General features: G+C 73.5%; 8 protein-coding genes. 6 read left to right on the forward strand and 2 right to left on the reverse strand.

Annotated features, from left to right (window positions below; translation table 11 throughout):
• The first annotated feature begins 78 nt into the window (after positions 1-78).
• Both ACIBIW_RS31115 and ACIBIW_RS31120 read left to right on the forward strand, forming a co-directional pair.
• On the forward strand, positions 79-4,071 hold the full coding sequence (locus tag ACIBIW_RS31115) for a type I polyketide synthase (RefSeq protein WP_399341071.1): 3,993 nt from the start codon (positions 79-81) through the stop codon (positions 4,069-4,071).
• A gap of 557 nt (positions 4,072-4,628) precedes the next feature.
• A complete protein-coding gene (locus ACIBIW_RS31120) occupies positions 4,629-5,864 on the forward strand; it encodes a nucleotide disphospho-sugar-binding domain-containing protein (RefSeq protein ID WP_399340912.1) in 1,236 nt (411 codons plus the stop codon).
• Positions 5,865-5,888: 24 nt separating this feature from the next.
• Here ACIBIW_RS31120 and ACIBIW_RS31125 read toward each other — a convergent pair whose 3' ends face one another.
• Positions 5,889-8,792, reverse strand: coding sequence for an ATP-binding protein (locus tag ACIBIW_RS31125; RefSeq protein ID WP_399340914.1), 2,904 nt, complete (start codon positions 8,790-8,792; stop codon positions 5,889-5,891).
• 1,290 nt (positions 8,793-10,082) lie between these two features.
• Between ACIBIW_RS31125 and ACIBIW_RS31130 the strand changes: the two genes are divergently transcribed.
• The 4 genes from ACIBIW_RS31130 to ACIBIW_RS31145 all read left to right on the forward strand — a co-directional run bounded on the left by ACIBIW_RS31130 (position 10,083) and on the right by ACIBIW_RS31145 (position 14,024).
• Positions 10,083-11,012 carry an ABC transporter ATP-binding protein gene (locus tag ACIBIW_RS31130; protein ID WP_399340916.1) on the forward strand — a complete coding sequence of 310 codons (930 nt, stop codon included), beginning with the start codon at positions 10,083-10,085 and terminating at the stop codon, positions 11,010-11,012.
• 2 nt (positions 11,013-11,014) lie between these two features.
• Entirely contained in the window at positions 11,015-11,812 is a 798-nt protein-coding gene (locus ACIBIW_RS31135) for an ABC transporter permease (RefSeq protein WP_399340917.1), read from the forward strand.
• A 300-nt stretch (positions 11,813-12,112) separates the two neighbouring features.
• A complete protein-coding gene (locus ACIBIW_RS31140) occupies positions 12,113-13,345 on the forward strand; it encodes a sensor histidine kinase (RefSeq protein ID WP_399341072.1) in 1,233 nt (410 codons plus the stop codon).
• A complete protein-coding gene (locus tag ACIBIW_RS31145) occupies positions 13,335-14,024 on the forward strand; it encodes a response regulator (RefSeq protein ID WP_399340919.1) in 690 nt (229 codons plus the stop codon). The genes ACIBIW_RS31140 and ACIBIW_RS31145 overlap by 11 nt, the downstream gene beginning before the upstream one ends.
• Positions 14,025-14,045: 21 nt before the next feature.
• Here ACIBIW_RS31145 and glgX read toward each other — a convergent pair whose 3' ends face one another.
• The gene (gene glgX, locus ACIBIW_RS31150) at positions 14,046-16,394 is read right to left on the reverse strand and encodes a glycogen debranching protein GlgX (protein WP_399340920.1); all 2,349 of its coding nucleotides are present in this window, start codon (positions 16,392-16,394) and stop codon (positions 14,046-14,048) included.
• Positions 16,395-16,410: the final 16 nt, after the last annotated feature.

Genomic DNA, 16,410 nt, shown 5'->3' on the forward strand with positions numbered 1-16,410 from the left:
ATGACCGAGACCAGCCGTCAAGGCAGGGCCGGCACCGCCCCGGGGCCCGAGGGGTCCGGCGCGAAGCTCGTCGACGCGCTGCGGGCGTCCGTCAAGGAGACCGAGCGGCTGCGCGAGCAGAACCGCAGGCTCACCGCCGCCGCGCGCGAACCCCTCGCCGTCGTCGGGATGGCCTGCCGCTACCCCGGCGGCGTCCGCTCGCCCGAGGACCTGTGGCGGCTGGTCTCCGACGGCTGCGACGCCATCACCGAGTTCCCCGCCGACCGCGGCTGGGACCTCGACACCCTCTACGACCCCGACCCGGAGCACGACGGCACCTCGTACGCACGCCACGGCGGATTCCTGCACGACGCCGGGGACTTCGACCCCGCCTTCTTCGGCGTCGCACCCCGCGAGGCCCACGCCGTCGACCCCCAGCAGCGGCTGCTCCTCGAAGTCGCCTGGGAGGCGCTCGAACACGCCAGGCTCGTCCCGGCGGCGCTGCGCGGCAGCCGCACCGGAGTGTTCGCCGGGGTGATGTACCACGACTACCTCAACAGCTACGGCAGCGGCAGCGTCGTCCCCGGGCGGGTCTCCTACACCCTCGGCTTCGAGGGCCCCGCGGTCACCGTGGACACCGCCTGCTCCTCGTCGCTCGTCGCGCTGCACCTCGCGTCCCAGGCGCTGCGCGCGGGCGAGTGCTCGCTCGCGCTCGCCGCGGGTGTCACCGTGATGGCGACGCCCGGCACCTTCGTCGACTTCAGCAGGCAGCGCGGGCTCGCCGCCGACGGCCGCTGCAAGTCCTTCGCGGACGCCGCCGACGGCACCGGCTTCTCCGAGGGCGTCGGCGTACTGGCCCTGGAGCGGCTGTCCGACGCGCGCCGGGCCGGTCACCGGGTGCTCGCGGTGGTACGCGGCTCCGCCGTCAACCAGGACGGCGCGAGCAACGGCCTCACCGCCCCCAACGGGCCCGCCCAGCAGCGCGTCATCCGGGCCGCGCTGGCGAACGCCAGGCTCTCGGCCGACCAGGTCGACGCCGTGGAGGCACACGGCACCGGCACCACCCTCGGCGACCCCATCGAGGCCCAGGCCCTCCTCGCCACCTACGGACAGAACCGCCCCGAGGACCGGCCACTCTGGCTCGGCTCCATCAAGTCCAACCTCGGCCACACCCAGGCCGCCGCCGGGGTCGCGGGCATCATCAAGATGGTCATGGCCATGCGCCACGGCACCCTGCCCAAGACCCTGCACGTGGACGAGCCGTCGTCCAAGGTGGACTGGACGGCGGGCCGGGTCGCGCTGCTGGCCGAGGCCAGGCCCTGGGAGGCCGCCAGGCCGAGGCGCGCCGCCGTCTCCTCCTTCGGCATCAGCGGCACCAACGCCCACGTCATCCTCGAACAGGCCCCGACCGTACCGGCCGACCAGGACGAACGCCCGCCGCACGAGGGCCACCGCGCCCCGCTGCTCTGGCCGGTGTCGGGCGCCACCGCGCCCGCCCTGCGCGACCAGGCCGCGGCCCTGCTCCGGCTCCTCGAAGACCCGGCCGCGCCCTCCCCCGCCGACATCGGCTACTCCCTCGCCACCACCCGCGCCCACCTCGACCACCGCGCGACCGTCACCGCCGCCGACCCGGCGGAACTCACCGCCGCGCTCACCGCCCTCACCGCGGACACCCCCGCGCCCGGCCTCGGCCGCGCCACCGCCCACGCCGGGGGCAGGACCGCCTTCCTCTTCACCGGGCAGGGCGCCCAGCGTGTCGGCATGGGAGCCGAACTCGCCGAGACCTTCCCGGTGTTCGCGGAAGCCCTCGACGAGGTATGCGCCGCTCTCGACCCGCTGCTCGAACGCCCCCTGGGCGAAGTCCTCTTCGCGGCCCCCGGGTCCCCGGAGGCCGCCCTGCTCGACTGCACCGAGTACGCCCAACCCGCCCTCTTCGCCGTCGAGTTGGCGCTGTTCCGGCTCGTCGAGTCCTGGGGGGTGCGCCCCGACGTGGTCGCCGGGCACTCCATCGGCGAGATCAGCGCCACCTGCGCCGCAGGGGTACTCGGCGTCGCGGACGCGGCAGCGCTGGTCGTGGCGCGCGGGCGGCTCATGCAGGCGCTGCCTCGCGGCGGCGCCATGGTCGCCCTTCAGGTCACCGAGGAGGAGGTACGTGCCCTCCTCGACGGGGTCTCCGACGTGACGATCGCGGCGGTCAACGGGCCCCGCTCCGTGGTGGTTTCGGGGGCGGAAGCCTCCGCGAACGCGGTGGCGGAGGCGGTGCGGGCGAAGGGCGGCAAGACCAGCCGCCTCAAGGTCTCGCACGCCTTCCACTCGCCCCTCATGGACCCGATGCTGGCGGAGTTCGAGAAGGCGGCGTCCGGTCTCGCCCTGCACGAGCCCGCCCTCCCCGTCGTCTCCACCCTCACCGGCGCCACCGCCGCCCCCGCCGACCTCGCCTCGCCCCGCCACTGGGTCGGGCACGCGCGCGAAGCCGTCCGCTTCGGCGACGCGGTACGGGCCGCCGCCGCACGCGGCGCCACCCGCTTCGTCGAGATAGGACCCGACGCCGTGCTCTCCGGGCTCGTCCGGCAGAACCTCACGGACGAGGCCGCGGAACGGGCCACCGTCGTGCCCCTGATGCGGGAGAACCGCGCCGAGGCCCGCACCGCCCTCGCCGCGGTCGGCCTGCTGCACGCCGCCGGGGCCGCCGTGGACTGGCGGGCCCTCTACCAGGACACCGGCGCACGCGCCGTCGACCTGCCCACCTACGCCTTCCAGCACCGCCGCTACTGGACCGCCTCACCCGCACTCCCCGGCACCCACACACCGGACGCGCCCGACACCGCCGCCCCTGCCGAGCCCGCCGACGACCTCGCGGCGGCCGGGTTCCGCGCCCGGCTCGACGAACTCCCCGAGCCCGAAAGGGCGAAGCTGCTGACCGAGGTCGTCGTGGACCACGTGGCCGCCGTCCTCGGCCATGACTCCACCGCCGACCTCGACCCCGGGCGCGGCTTCCTCGAAGTCGGCGTCGACTCGCTGTCCGCCGCGGAACTGCGGACCACCCTCCAGCGCGCCACCGGCCTCGAAGTCCCCGCCGCCGCCGTCTTCGACTTCGGCACCCCGGCACGCCTCGCCGCCCACCTCGCCGCAGAGCCGCGCGACGCGCCCCCGGCAGCGGCCCCCGAGACCCGTACGCCCACCGCGCCCGCCGCGCCGACGGCGGCCGAGCGGATGCCGGACACCGTCGGTGCCTGGTTCAGGACCGCCGTGCGCGACGGCAAAATGGTCGAGGGCACCGCCCTCATGAACGCCGTCGCGGAACTGCGCCCCGCCTTCACCACCGCCCGCCAACTCGGCCCCGTCAGCCCCCCGGTGCGCCTCGCCAAGGGACCCGAGGGCCCGATGCTCATCTGCTTCCCCTCACCGATGGCGCTCGCCGGGGCCCAGCAGTACGCCAGGCTCGCCGCGGGCCTCCGCGACGTGCGCGACGTGCACGTCGTCACCCCGCCCGGCTTCGTCGAAGGCGAACCACTGCCCGTCTCCGTCGACGCCGCCGTCGACCACTTCGCCCACAGCGTCCGGGAGTTGGCGGGAGACGCCCCCTTCGCGCTCGTCGGCTACTCCTCGGGCGGCCAGTTCGCCCACGCCACCGCCACCCGCCTCGAACACGACGGCCTCGCACCCGCCGCCGTCGTCCTCCTCGACACCTACCTGCCGCTCGACGACGAACGGGCCACCGGCTCCGCCGACGCCGCCGACGGGCTCTGGGCCCGGATGCTCGACGGAATGATGGCGCGCGAGGACCACTTCGGGATGTTCTCCACCGCGAGACTGTCCGCGATGGGCCGCTACAGCGCCCTCATGCGGCAGTGCGCCCCCGAGGACGTCACCGCACCCGTGCTGTTCGTCCGCCCCACCCGGTCGTTCCTCACCGACACCGGCGCTGACGGCACCGAGGACGACGGGAGTTGGCGCTCCTCCTGGTCCGCACCGCACACCCTGCGCGAGATCGAGGGCGACCACTTCACCCTGCTGGAGAATTCCGCCCCCGAGACCGCGGCCGCCGTCGACACCTGGCTGCGCACCCTCCACCGCAACTCCGCCCACTAGACCCACTCCCGGCGAAATCCACCCCCTCCACGACGGGTGCGAAACACGTCAGGAAAAACGGGCCCCGGTACCGCACATGGCGCGCACCGGGGCCCTCGTATAGCCGAACCGCGCCGCCCGGCGCCCCGATTCGAGTGGCGGGAATTCGGCAATACGCACCCCTAAGGGGGCTTAGGGGCTTTGTCAGGCCGACGACGATCGTTTACAGTGAATGCAGCCGGTTGTGAGAGTGCCTGTCGTTTCGCGTCCCACTGCATTCTCTGCCCCGCGCAAACTCACATCGCCGGTCCCCCAGTTCTCCCGGAAGTACAGACTCGTACGGAACATTCGGCGGCTTCGGGCCGGCCGGGGCCCGGCGGAGTCGGCCGACCGTATTCGCACAGCGCCTTGTGCGTGGTACGCCCCGGCGCCCGACCACAGGATGCGATCTCATATTGCCTGAGCTGTTAACCCACAGGACCACCCGCGAAATCCCGCCCGCACCCGGCCACCGGCCCGCACCCGGCCACGGGCGGCACGGCGCGCCGCGGCGGCAGCGGGCAGCGGAGATCGTCTTCATGACCGAGGAAAGCCCCGCGCCCCACTACAGCATCGTCATCCTGAACGCCCCCGCGGAACCGCAGACCCGCTCCATGCTGCCCATCGCCCAGGAGCTGCAACGCCGCGGCCACCGCATCACCTACGTCACCACCAGGGACTTCGCCGGCCGGGCCGTCGCCACCGGCGTCGACGTCCTCGTCCACGAGTCCTGCCCCACCTACGGCCTCGACGTCGAGAGCTGGGAGTGCAGCGGCACCGCCGACCCCGGCTCCGTCGCCGACACCCTCGACTGCGCCGAGGAGATCCACGCCGAGTTCGTCGACGACATTCCCGACCTGGTGCTCTACGAGGCGTCGGCACGCGTCACCGCCCGCCTGCTGACCTGCCGCTGGAACCGGCCCGCCGTACAGATACTCCCGTCGTTCGCCCGCGGCGACCTGGTCGACGGCGACGAGCCGCCCCCACTCGTCCCCGACGCCGACAGCGACGCCTGCGTCAGGGAACTGCCCACCCACGTCAGGGAACGGCTATTCCGATTCCTCTCCCCGGCCGAAAAAGCCGGAATGTCGCCGAGTAACTTCTACACAAAACCCGAACCCCTGTCGATAGCGCTGCTGCCGCGCGAGTTCCAGGCCGATGGTGAACTCTTCGACGGCCATGTCGCCTTCGTCGGCCCCTGCATACCGGAACGCCGGATGGACGAACGCTGGCTGCCGCCTTCCACCGGACTCCCGGTCGTCTTCCTCTCCCTCGACCGCGCACTCCTCGACGGCGCCCCCGATTTCGTCCGCGACAGCGTCACCGCCCTCGCCGGGAAACCCCTCCATCTGGTGATCGCGGCGGACAGCGACACGGAAAGCCTCTTTCCGGCCGGTGGGCAACCGCCCAACGTCGAGATCCACGCACACGTGCCGCGCGCCGTCGTCCTGCGCTGCGCGGCGGCCCACGTCTGCCACTCGGACCTGGGCGGCGTCATGGAGTCGCTGTACTTCAACACCCCGCTCGCCGCCGTACCGACGTCACCACGGCAGCGCGCCGTCGCGGACCGCGTCGCGGAACTCGGCCTCGGCGTACGGATCGTGCCCGCGGACACCGAACCCGCCGCCCTCGCCGACACCGTCGCCGCCCTCGTCGACGACCCCGACATCAGCCGGTCCGTACGGGACTTCCAGCGGCAGGCGCGGCGCGCGGGAGGCGCCCGGCGCGCCGCCGACGAGATCGAGCGCTACCTGGAGTGGAGCTACGAACCCTAGAACAAGCCCCCCGGCGGCGCCGGTTCAGGCCGACTCGGCGTCGTCCGTCTGCACGATGCCAAGCCGCGCCGCCAGATCCCCCCTCCGGCTGACGTTCAACTTCCGGTAGACCCGCGTCAGATGCTGCTCCACGGTACTGGTCGTGATGTACAGCTTGCGGCCTATGGCCCGGTTCGTGGCGCCGAGCGCGGCCAGTTCCGCCACCCGCCGCTCCGCCTCCGTCAGCAGGTCCGCCCCGCCCGACGCCGCCTCCGGATGCCTCTCGGCGGCGTCGGGCAGCGGCGGGCGCCCAGGACCCGACATCGGCGAGGGGCGCTCCCACTCCGTGCCCACATGGCACGACCGCAGCATCTCCGCCGCCTTCTGCGCCATCGCACCGGCCTGCGCCGGATCGCCCAACTGCCGGTACGTATCGCTGAGATCGGACAGCGCCCTGGCCAACTCGAAGCGCCCCACGTCCGGATGGAGCAGCCGCACCGCCTGATGGAGCAGGGCGGGCCGGTCCTCCAGGTCCGAGGTCGCCGCCAGCACCCGCAGTGACGCGCCCCGGGTACGCGGCAGATGCGTCCCGGGACGGCTCAACTGCTCCTCCATGAGGAGCCGCGCTCTTCTGCGCTGCCCGAGCGCCAACGCCGCCTCCGCGGCACCGCTGCGCCACGAGATCAGCGACGGCAGGTCGAGCCCCCAGGCGTCCATCAGCCGCCCGCAGCTCTCGAAGTCGGCAAGCGCCGCGGCCGGGCGGTGCCGCGACAGATGGAACTGCCCGCGCGCGTTCAGGTAGTGCAGCCCGTAGCGGGCGTCGAAGAGTGTGTCGGGCACCGGCAGCCGCACGTACTTCACCGCCTGCTCGTGCCGGCCCATGAAGGTGTTCGCCAGGATCAGGTTGGCCAGCGGACCGCCGAGCGCGACACCCCAGCCGGTGGGGGAGAGCTGCGCGAGCGCCGCCTCCCCGTGCCGCACCGACGCCGCCATGTCGCCCTGCCGGAACGCGGCCTCCGCGCGGATCGCCGCGAACGCCGCCTGCCAGGTCGCCGAGCCGTGCTCCACCGCCACCTTCAGCAGCTCGTCCGACCACACCGCCGCCTTGTCGGGGCGGTCGGCGCACAGCAGCGCGAGCAGCGCCGCGTGCAGCGAGTCCAGGGTGTCGTCGCCCAGGCTGACGCTGTGCAGGACACCCTCGGCGGTCGTCACCGTGTCGTCGTCGGCACCCTGGTCCAGCAGCCTGGCCAGCTCGGCGAACGCCTCACGCCCGAGCGAGCGCACCGGCTCCACGGCCGCGCCCGGCTCGGCCACCGCCGACACCCAGCCCGGCTGCCGCGCGCCCGCGCCCCCCGCCGCGCCCTGCGCGCCCTCCGCCCCGGGGGAGCCCGGGGGAGCGGCGGTCAGCGAGGGATGGGTGTACGTCACCCAGCAGTTGAAGGCCGACAGCTCGTCGGAGGAGAAGCCGTGGCCCTCCGCCTCGTTCTCCTCCCACAGCGCGATGGACTCGCGGGCCTCGCCGTACCGCCCGTGCCACAGCAGATTGCGGATCAGCAGGCTGGAGTCCTGGCCCGTTAAATGCCCCCGGCGCAGCGCGTCCTTGAGCCAGGCGGTGTGCCGCATCGCGCGCAGCGGCGACTTCCGCCAGTCGATGCGCATCCGGTCCGCGATGAGGGCGCCGAGCTGGCGGCTGTTGGTGCCGTACGTCAGCGCGAGCTTCAGGTACTCGCCGGCCATCTCCGTGCGGCCCGCGTCCAGTTCGGCGTGGGCGGCGTCCCGCAGGACGTTGATCATCCAGCCCTCCGGCGCCTTGCTCGCCGCGATGAGCTGCTCGGCGACGGTCACCGGCGGTGTGCCCTCGTTCTGGAGCACGGTCGCCACCCGCAGGTGCAGTTCGTGCCGCCGGTCGGGGGGCACCTGCTCCAGGATGGCCGTGCGCGCGGCGGGGTGGCGGAACCTGCCCGAGGTCAGCAGCCCCGTGGCGGTGAGCGTGGCGATCGCGTGTTCGACGGTGGCGGTGTTCCTGCCGAGGATGTGGGCGATGGACGCCGACGGCATCACCTCGCCCACCGCGGCCACCGTGCGCGCGACTTCGAGCACCGCGGGGCCCGCGAGGAACAGGCAGCCCGTGAGCGCGTTGCGGAACGCCTCGTCGGGGATGGCCGGTTCCGTCCTGTGGCTGCCGGTGCTGGCCCCGTGGGCCGCCTCGTAGTCGTCGAGCAGCGCGGACAGGAAGAGCGGGCTGCCGCCGGACGCCTCGTAGTAGGAGTCCGTCAGCTCCATCGCCTTGGCGGGGCCGAGCCTGGCCCCGATCATGGTGTGGGTGCTCACCCGGGACAGCATCTCCAGGCGGATCTTGCGGCAGTTCGGCTGCCGGAACAGCTCCGCGTGGAACACCGGGTGCGGCGAGCGGATCGTCGACTCCTCGGCGAGCAGCAGCAGCGTCGGCGACGCCTTCGTCCTGCGCTGTAAAAAGAGCAGCATCTGCAGGGAGGGGCCGTCGGCGAACTGCAAGTCGTCGATGCTCATGACGACGGGCCCCCGGCGGCCCAGCTCCAGCAGGATCGACCGCAGCCCGTGCGCCACCGAGATGCTCGGCTGGCTCGCCAGGATGGGGTCGCGGCCCCGGCTGGCGGACAGCTCCTCGGTCAGCAGCTCGCTGACCCGGTCCCTGAACTCGAGCGGCAGCGCCTCGCTCCTGAAGAGCTGGTCCATCACACCGAGCGGAATTTCCCGTTCCGCCGGAGAGGCGGCCGCGGTCAGCACGGTGGCGTGAGAGGTCTCCGCCTGTTTGCAGAAAGTTTGTATCAATTGCGTTTTGCCGCTGCCGGTCGGCCCGCTGACGAGTGCGATACTGCTGCGTCCCCCCGCGGCGTCACTGAGCAGGGCAGTGAGTGTGGCCAGTTCACGCTCACGGTCGATGAGCTGAACCGTTGGCCGTGTTTGCATACCGCTCCCCGTGCACGTCCATATCCCCCCGGCCACCGTAAAGATAGCAAACGGATTCGAGTGCCCGGAGTTGCCCGGATCACATGGCAACGAAAAATCCACATTCGGCTGATAGTCGATACCCGCGCTGTTGGGCGTCGTTCATCTGCCGACGAGGGCAGGTGGGGTGCCGTGCGCATCACGCCGGAGGGTCGGGGGCGGGCATGTCGGTGGTGGATGAATTTTGGCCGTCTGCCAGGAATTGGCCGCATGGCAGGCGCACCGGCGCCCGAACGGGCAGACGGCCGGTATCCGGTCCCGGGAACGGGCGCGCCCGCCGTGGCACCGGGGCGGAATCAGGGAATCCGGAATGCGCCCCGTAGTCGCTCGGCGCCCGCCCCCGGCCCTGGAATACGGACGTCCGTCTGGGCACCCCGCGCGCCTCGGGCGCGCACCCGCCGCTGCCTCGCGGGGCACCGTCGGCGCTGCCCGCTCCTGCCCGCGAGCGCTGCCCGCACAGGCGGTCGTGCCGGGGTACGGGCCGATTGCGGAGCCTGGTCACGGGGGCGGCGCGCGGCACGGTGACGGACGGCGCCGGCGACGCTCCTCTGCGGCGGAAGGCACGCGGATGAGCATGGCCCGCGGCGGCGTTTATTCGCTTTACGGGATGTTTTTCAGCATTGGCACCAGTAATCGCCGGTATGGGGGAGGCTGGTTCTCGGACATTTTCGTTGCGAAATCTTTGCGTTCCCCCGGCGGTCGGGCGCACGGCCCCGGGAGCGGACCCCCTCCGCTGCCCGAAAGGGGAACTCTCCGCGACCGTACGGGCACCTGGTGTCGCGGCCCTCGGGAATCGCGACGGTGTTTCGCCAGGAGCGGAGACCCGTCACCCCTCCGGATTCGAGAGGGAGTCCGCGGCGCGGAATGCTGGATTCGAAACCCCATTTAGGAAAAGAGGTTTTGCTTGAACGTACAAGTATGCGCTTGCTTGTTTGCGGCTGGTAAAGGGAAGCCGCAGAAAGCCCAAAGCGCCCTTCCCCCGCTCTCGCCCCGCCCTTCCCCGGCCTGCCTGTGCCACTGTCCCTTGCCCGCCACTTCCCCGCCCCCTACGGCGTCCCGTTTGTCGCCCGGGGATGCGGGGAAGGGCACGCCGCCCGACGGAAATAACCATCCGGGCCGCCGGGAAATCCCGGGCCCTTCGGCGCGGGCCGCGGCCCGCCGCGGTCGACCCCGGCATCAGCCGATCGGTTGATGCCCGGCCGAGCGCGTTGGGCGATGTGGGCGGCGGCACCCCGGCGGGAGGGTCGTGGCATGGGAAACGCGCAGAGAACCCGGCCGGCCACGGGCCCCGTCATCGAGGTGCGGGACCTCCGCAAGGAGTACGGGGGCCGCGCCGTCGTCGACGGCGTCTCGTTCACCGTCGAGGAGGGCGAGATCTTCGGCGTCCTCGGGCCCAACGGAGCGGGCAAGACCACCACCGTGGAGTGCGTCGAGGGGCTGCGGACGCCCGACGGCGGCAGCGTGCGGGTCACCGGGCTCGACCCGGTGACCGACCACGAGGCCGTCACCCACGTGCTCGGCGTCCAGCTCCAGGAGAGCGAGGTGCAGGCCAAGCACACCGTACGCGAAGTGCTGGAACTCTATGCGGCGTTCTACCCGCGCCCGGCCGACTGGCGCCCCCTCGCCGAGCGCCTCGAACTCGGCGAGAAGCTCGGCACCCGCTTCGGCAAGCTCTCCGGCGGCCAGAAGCAGCGCCTGTTCATCGCGCTCGCCCTCATCGGACAGCCCCGCGTCGTCGTCCTCGACGAGCTGACCACCGGGCTCGACCCGCGCGCCCGCCGCAACACCTGGCAGCTCATCGAGGAGATCAGGAGCGCGGGCGTCACGGTGCTGCTCGTCACCCACTTCATGGAGGAGGCGCAGCGGCTCTGCGACCGGGTGGCCGTGATCGACGCGGGCCGGGTCGCCGCCCTCGACACCCCGGAGCGGCTGATCCGCCAGGCGTCGAGTTCCACCGTGATGTCCTTCAACCCGTCCGAGCCGATGGACACCGCGGAACTCGCCCGGCTGCCCTCCGTCGCCTCCGTCACCGAGCGGGAAGGACGCATCACCATCAACGGCACCGACGACACCGTCAACGCCGTCATGACACTGCTCGCGCGCCACCGCGTCACCGCCCACCAGCTCCGCGTCGTCGACGCCACCCTCGACGACGCCTTCCTCGACCTCACCGGAGCGTGACCATGAGCACCGCGACCACCACGCACGCCGCCGGGGCCGAGGCGCCCGCGAGGACCGACAGCCGCGTCCTGCGCGCCCTGCTGCGGTCGGAGACGATCCTCTTCCGCAGGGAGCCCGCGGCGATCTTCTGGATCATGTGCTTCCCCACCCTGCTGCTCGTGGTCCTCGGCAGCATCCCCTCGTCCCGCGACAGGAGCGGCGACCTCGCGGGCATCAGCCTCGTCGAGGCGTACGTGCCGGTCTCCGTGCTGCTGTCGCTGATCGTCGCGGGCATCCAGGGCCTGCCGGGCGGCGTCACCACCTACCGCGAACGCGGCATCCTGCGCCGCATCGGCACCACCCCGGTACGGCCGCGCACCGTGCTCGGCGTGCAGATGACGATCTTCGGCGCCGCCGCGCTGGTCTCCGTGGTGCTCTCGCTGCTGGTCGGCAGGCTCGCCTTCGGCGCGCCGCTGCCACGGCAGCCCGGCGGCTACGTACTCGCGCTGGTGCTCGCAGGGGCCGCGGCGCTCGCCCTCGGCGCCCTGGTCGCCGCCCTGTCGAGGACCGCCAGGGTCGCCCAGGCGATCGGCACCGCGGGCATGTTCCCGATGATGTTCTGCGCCGGGGTGTGGATTCCGGTGCAGGCCATGCCCGACACCCTCGCCGACGTCGTCGGGTACACGCCCTTCGGCGCCGCCGCCCGGGCGCTCGGGCAGGCCGCGGCGGGCGACTGGCCCTCCTGGACCCACCTCGGCGTGCTCCTGCTGTGGACCGCGGTGTTCGGCAGGGCGGCCGTACGCTGGTTCCGCTGGGAGTGAGCGGCCGTGACCGGGGCCGTACCCGCTCCCGCGCGAGGCGGCGCGGGACACGGCGGCGAGCGGCCCTGCGGCACGGCGGACGGAGGACGGGACGTGCGGCGCACAGCACGGCGGCGCGGCCGGGAGACCGCGGCCCCGACGCCGCCGCCCACCGTCCCCGCCCCTGCCGCGCCCGGGGACACCGCGCCGCCCGCGCCGAAGGACACCGCCCCCGCGGCGCCGGGGGACACCGCGTGGGAGCGCCACAGGGCCGCGAGCAGCGTCGAGTGGTCGCGCGACGTCGGCAGCGCCAGGGAGGCCGTGGAGGCCCGCTGGGAGCTGTTCCACGGCTGGCTGCCCAACCTGCTGCTCGCGGTCAGCGCCGTCGCCACGCTCGCCACCTCCCGCATGATGATGAGCGCCACGGAGCGCACGCTGAGCGTGCCGCTGTTCGCCGCCGCGGCGCTGCTCCAGACCTGGTGGACCGCCGTACGCGGGCGGCACCCCGAGCCCTCCCCGGCGGGCGCCTGCTACTACGCGCTGCGCTGGGCGCTCGCGTTCACCCTCACCTGGCTCAACCCCTTCGTCGCCTTCTACGCCATCACCGGCTACTTCGGCGTGAACAGGCTGCTCTCCGGCGGATGGCTGAAGCTCGGCGTGGTCGCCACCGCGCTCGTCATGGCCGGCTCCCAGGGCGGCGGGCTGCCCCCGCGGACGCCGCTCGACTGGGTGGTCGTCGGCATCGCGCTGCTGGTCAACCTGGCCATGCTGACCGCGTTCAGCGCCCTGGGCGCCAAGGAGGACGAGCACACCAGGGTGCAGGCCGACACCATCGAGCAGCTCGCGGTCGCCAACGCCCGCCTCCAGCAGGCCCTCGACGAGAACGCCGCGCTCCACGACCAACTCCTCGTCCAGGCACGGGAGGCCGGTGTGGCCGACGAGCGCCGCCGCCTCGCCGCCGAGATCCACGACACCCTCGCCCAGGGCCTCATCGGCATCATCGCCCAGCTCCAGGCCGCCCCCGGCGCCCCCGACCGGGCCACCGCAAGGGCCCACCTCGACCTCGCCGCCGACCTCGCACGGCACAGCCTCGGCGAGGCCCGCCGCTCGGTGCAGAACCTCGCCCCCGCCGCCCTCGCCGAGGACACCCTGCCGTGTGCGCTGAAGAAGACCGTGGCCGAGTGGGGCGAGCGGCACGGCGCCGACGCCCGGTTCACGGTCACCGGCACCGTCGTGCCGCTGCACGACGAGATCGAGGCCACCGTGCTGCGCATCGCGGGGGAGGCGCTGTCCAACGCCGCCCGGCACGCCGCCGCGCACCGCGTCGTCGTCACCCTCTCCTTCATGGACGGCGAACTCGCCCTCGACGTGCGCGACGACGGCCGCGGCTTCGCCCCGGCGACGCTGCCGTCCCGCTCCGGCAGCGGCGGCTTCGGCCTCGGCGGCATGCGGGCCCGCGCGGCACGCCTCGCCGGGACGCTGGACGTCGAGTCGGAGCCGGGAGGCGGCACGGCGGTGTCGGTTCGCGTACCGTTGCCCCCCGATGACCGGTGACAGTTCCCCCACGCCCGCCAGCACACTGACCCTGCTCATCGTGGACGACCACCCCGTGGTACGGAACGGCCTGCGCGGCATGTTCGAGGCCGAGGGCGGCTTCGCGGTGCTGGGCGAGGCCGCCTCGGGCGCCGAGGCGGTCGAGCTGACCGCGCGCCTCGACCCCGACGTGGTGCTGATGGACCTCAGGATGCCCGGCGGCAGCGGCGTCGAGGCCATCGCGGAACTCGTGCGCCGCGGCGCACGCGCCAAGGTCCTCGTGCTCACCACCTACGACACCGACTCCGACACGCTGCCCGCGATCGAGGCGGGCGCCACCGGCTACCTCCTCAAGGACGCGCCAGGACACGAGCTGTTCACCGCCGTGCGCGCGGCAGCCGAGGGCCGCACCGTGCTGTCGCCCGCCGTCGCCTCCCGCCTCGTCACCGCGGTCCGCGCGCCCGCGGCCGCGCCGGGCGGCGAGCCGCTGTCGGCGCGCGAGCGCGAGGTGCTCGCGCTGGTCGCCAAGGGCACCTCCAACCGGGAGATCGCCCGGGGCCTCTTCATCAGCGAGGCCACCGTCAAGACCCACCTCACCCACCTCTACGCCAAGCTCGGCGTCGGCGACAGGGCCGCCGCGGTCGCCGTCGCCTACGACCGCGGCATCCTCGGCGCCGGGCCGCCCCGCCCCGACGCCTGACCCGCCCCGCGCGGGCCGCCGTCACTCCCCGCGCGCGTCCAGCGCCCTCAGCACCAGCACCGTGCGCCCCGCCACCTGCACCGGCGCCCCGGCGGGCAGCGGCGGCCCCGACGGCGGGACGCCGTCCTCGTACCCGGTGTCGACCAGCGGCTCGTACCCGCCCGCCCACGGCGCGCCCGGCAGCAGGAAGGCGACAGGATCCGCGCCTGCATGCCACACCGCGAAGAGGCTGTCGTCCTCGATACGCCGCCCGCGCGCGTCCCGGCCCGTGATGCCGCGCCCCGACAGGTACGCGCCGACACAGTGCGCGGGCGCGTACCAGTCGTCCGGGGTCATCTCCGCGCCCGCCGCGGTGAACCACGCCAGGTCCCGCAGCCCGTCCGCGGTGCGCTCCCCGGTGAAGAACGCCCGGCGGCGCAGCACGGGGTGGCGGCGGCGCAGCGCGACGAGGCGTGCCGTGAACGTGTGCAGCGGGCGCCAGAGCGGGTCCGCGAGCAGGTCCCAGTCCACCCAGCCGACCTCGTTGTCCTGGCAGTAGGCGTTGTTGTTGCCGCCCTGGGTGCGGCCGAACTCGTCGCCCGCCACCAGCATCGGCACCCCGGTGGCGAGCAGCAGCGTCGCCAGCATGTTCCGCGACTGGCGGCGGCGCAGCGCGGTGACCTCCGGGTCGTCGCTGCCGCCCTCGGCGCCGCAGTTCCACGACCTGTTGTCGTCGCTGCCGTCCCGGTTGCCCTCGCCGTTGCCCTCGTTGTGCTTGCGCTCGTACGAGACCAGGTCGCGCAGCGTGAAGCCGTCGTGCGCGGTGACGAAGTTGACCGAGGCGTAGGGCCCGCGCCCGTTCGCCTCGAACAGGTCGCTCGACCCGGTCAGCCGGTAGCCGAGGTCGCGCATGTCCGGCAGCGCCCCGCGCCAGAAGTCCCGTACCGCGTCCCGGAACCGGTCGTTCCACTCCGCCCACAGCGGCGGGAAGGCCCCCGTCTGGTAGCCGCCCGCGCCCACGTCCCAGGGCTCCGCGATCAGCTTCACCCGGCGCAGCACCGGGTCCTGTGCGATCACCGCGAGGAACGGCGAGAGCATGTCCACGTCCGGGTGGGAGCGTGCCAGCGTGGCCGCCAGGTCGAAGCGGAAGCCGTCCACGCCCATCTCGGTCACCCAGTACCGCAGCGAGTCCGTGATCAGCCTGATCACCTGGGGCCTCGTCACGTCCAGGGTGTTGCCGCAGCCGGTGTAGTCGGTGTAGTGGCGGGCGTCGGGCGCCAGCCGGTAGTAGCCGGGGTTGTCGATGCCCTTCAGGCTCAGCGTGGGCCCGAGTTCGCCGCTCTCCGCGGTGTGGTTGTAGACCACGTCGAGGATGACCTCGATGCCCGCCGCGTGCAGCGCCCGCACCATCTCCTTGAACTCCCGCACCTCACGGCCCGCGCCGGGCGCGCGGGCGTAGCCGGGGTGCGGCGCGAAGTAGCCGATCGAGTTGTAGCCCCAGTAGTTGCGCAGGCCCCGGCGCAGCAGGTGGTCCTCGTGCGCGAACGCGTGCACCGGCAGCAGCTCCACCGCCGTCACCCCGAGCCCGCGCAGGTACTCCGTCGCCGCCGGGTGGCCGAGGCCCGCGTACGTGCCGCGAAGCCGGGGCGGGATGCCCGGGTGGCGCATGGTGAAGCCACGCACGTGCAGCTCGTAGATCACCGAGTCCCGCCAGGGCGTCTTCGGCCTGCGGTCGTCGAGCCAGACGTCGCCCGGCGCCTCGTCGTGCACCACCACGCCCTTGGGCACGTAAGGCGCCGAGTCACGCTCGTCGCGCACGGTGTCCGCCGCGCGCTGGTCGGGCCAGTCCCGCACATGCCCGTACAGCTCGGGGGCGAGCCCCGCGGCGGCCCAGTCGCCGTCGACCGCGCGCGCGTACGGGTCGAGCAGCAGCTTCGCCGGGTTCCAGCGGGCGCCGGTCCACGGGTCCCAGGGGCCGTGCACCCGGTAGCCGTAGCGCTGGCCGGGGCGCACCCCCGGCACGAAGCCGTGCCAGATGCCGTCCGTGCGGTCCGTCAGCGGCAGCCGCCGCTCGCGCCCGCCACCGGAGCCGCCCGGGACGGGCGAGCCGTCAGGAACGGACCCGTTGCTCCCGGGGCCCTCGGCGCCGTCTGCGCCGCCGGTGTGGTCGGCGTCGTCGGCGTCGTCGAAGAGGCACAGCTCCACCGCCTCCGCGCCCGCCGCCCACAGTGCGAAGTTGGTGCCCTGCTCGCCGCCGGGGCCGGTGCGGAATGCGGCGCCCAGCGGGCTCGGGGAGCCCGGCCAGACGGCCGCGGCACGCTCCGGCTCGCCCATCGCCAGGGGCACGGCACCGCCGCGCCCGGCGGTCTGCTGATCGGCTGCGCTCGACACCCTCGGCCCTCCGCGG

Origin of the sequence: Streptomyces sp. NPDC050560 (assembly GCF_044457285.1) — a bacterium.
Classification (GTDB): Bacteria; Actinomycetota; Actinomycetes; order Streptomycetales; family Streptomycetaceae; genus Streptomyces.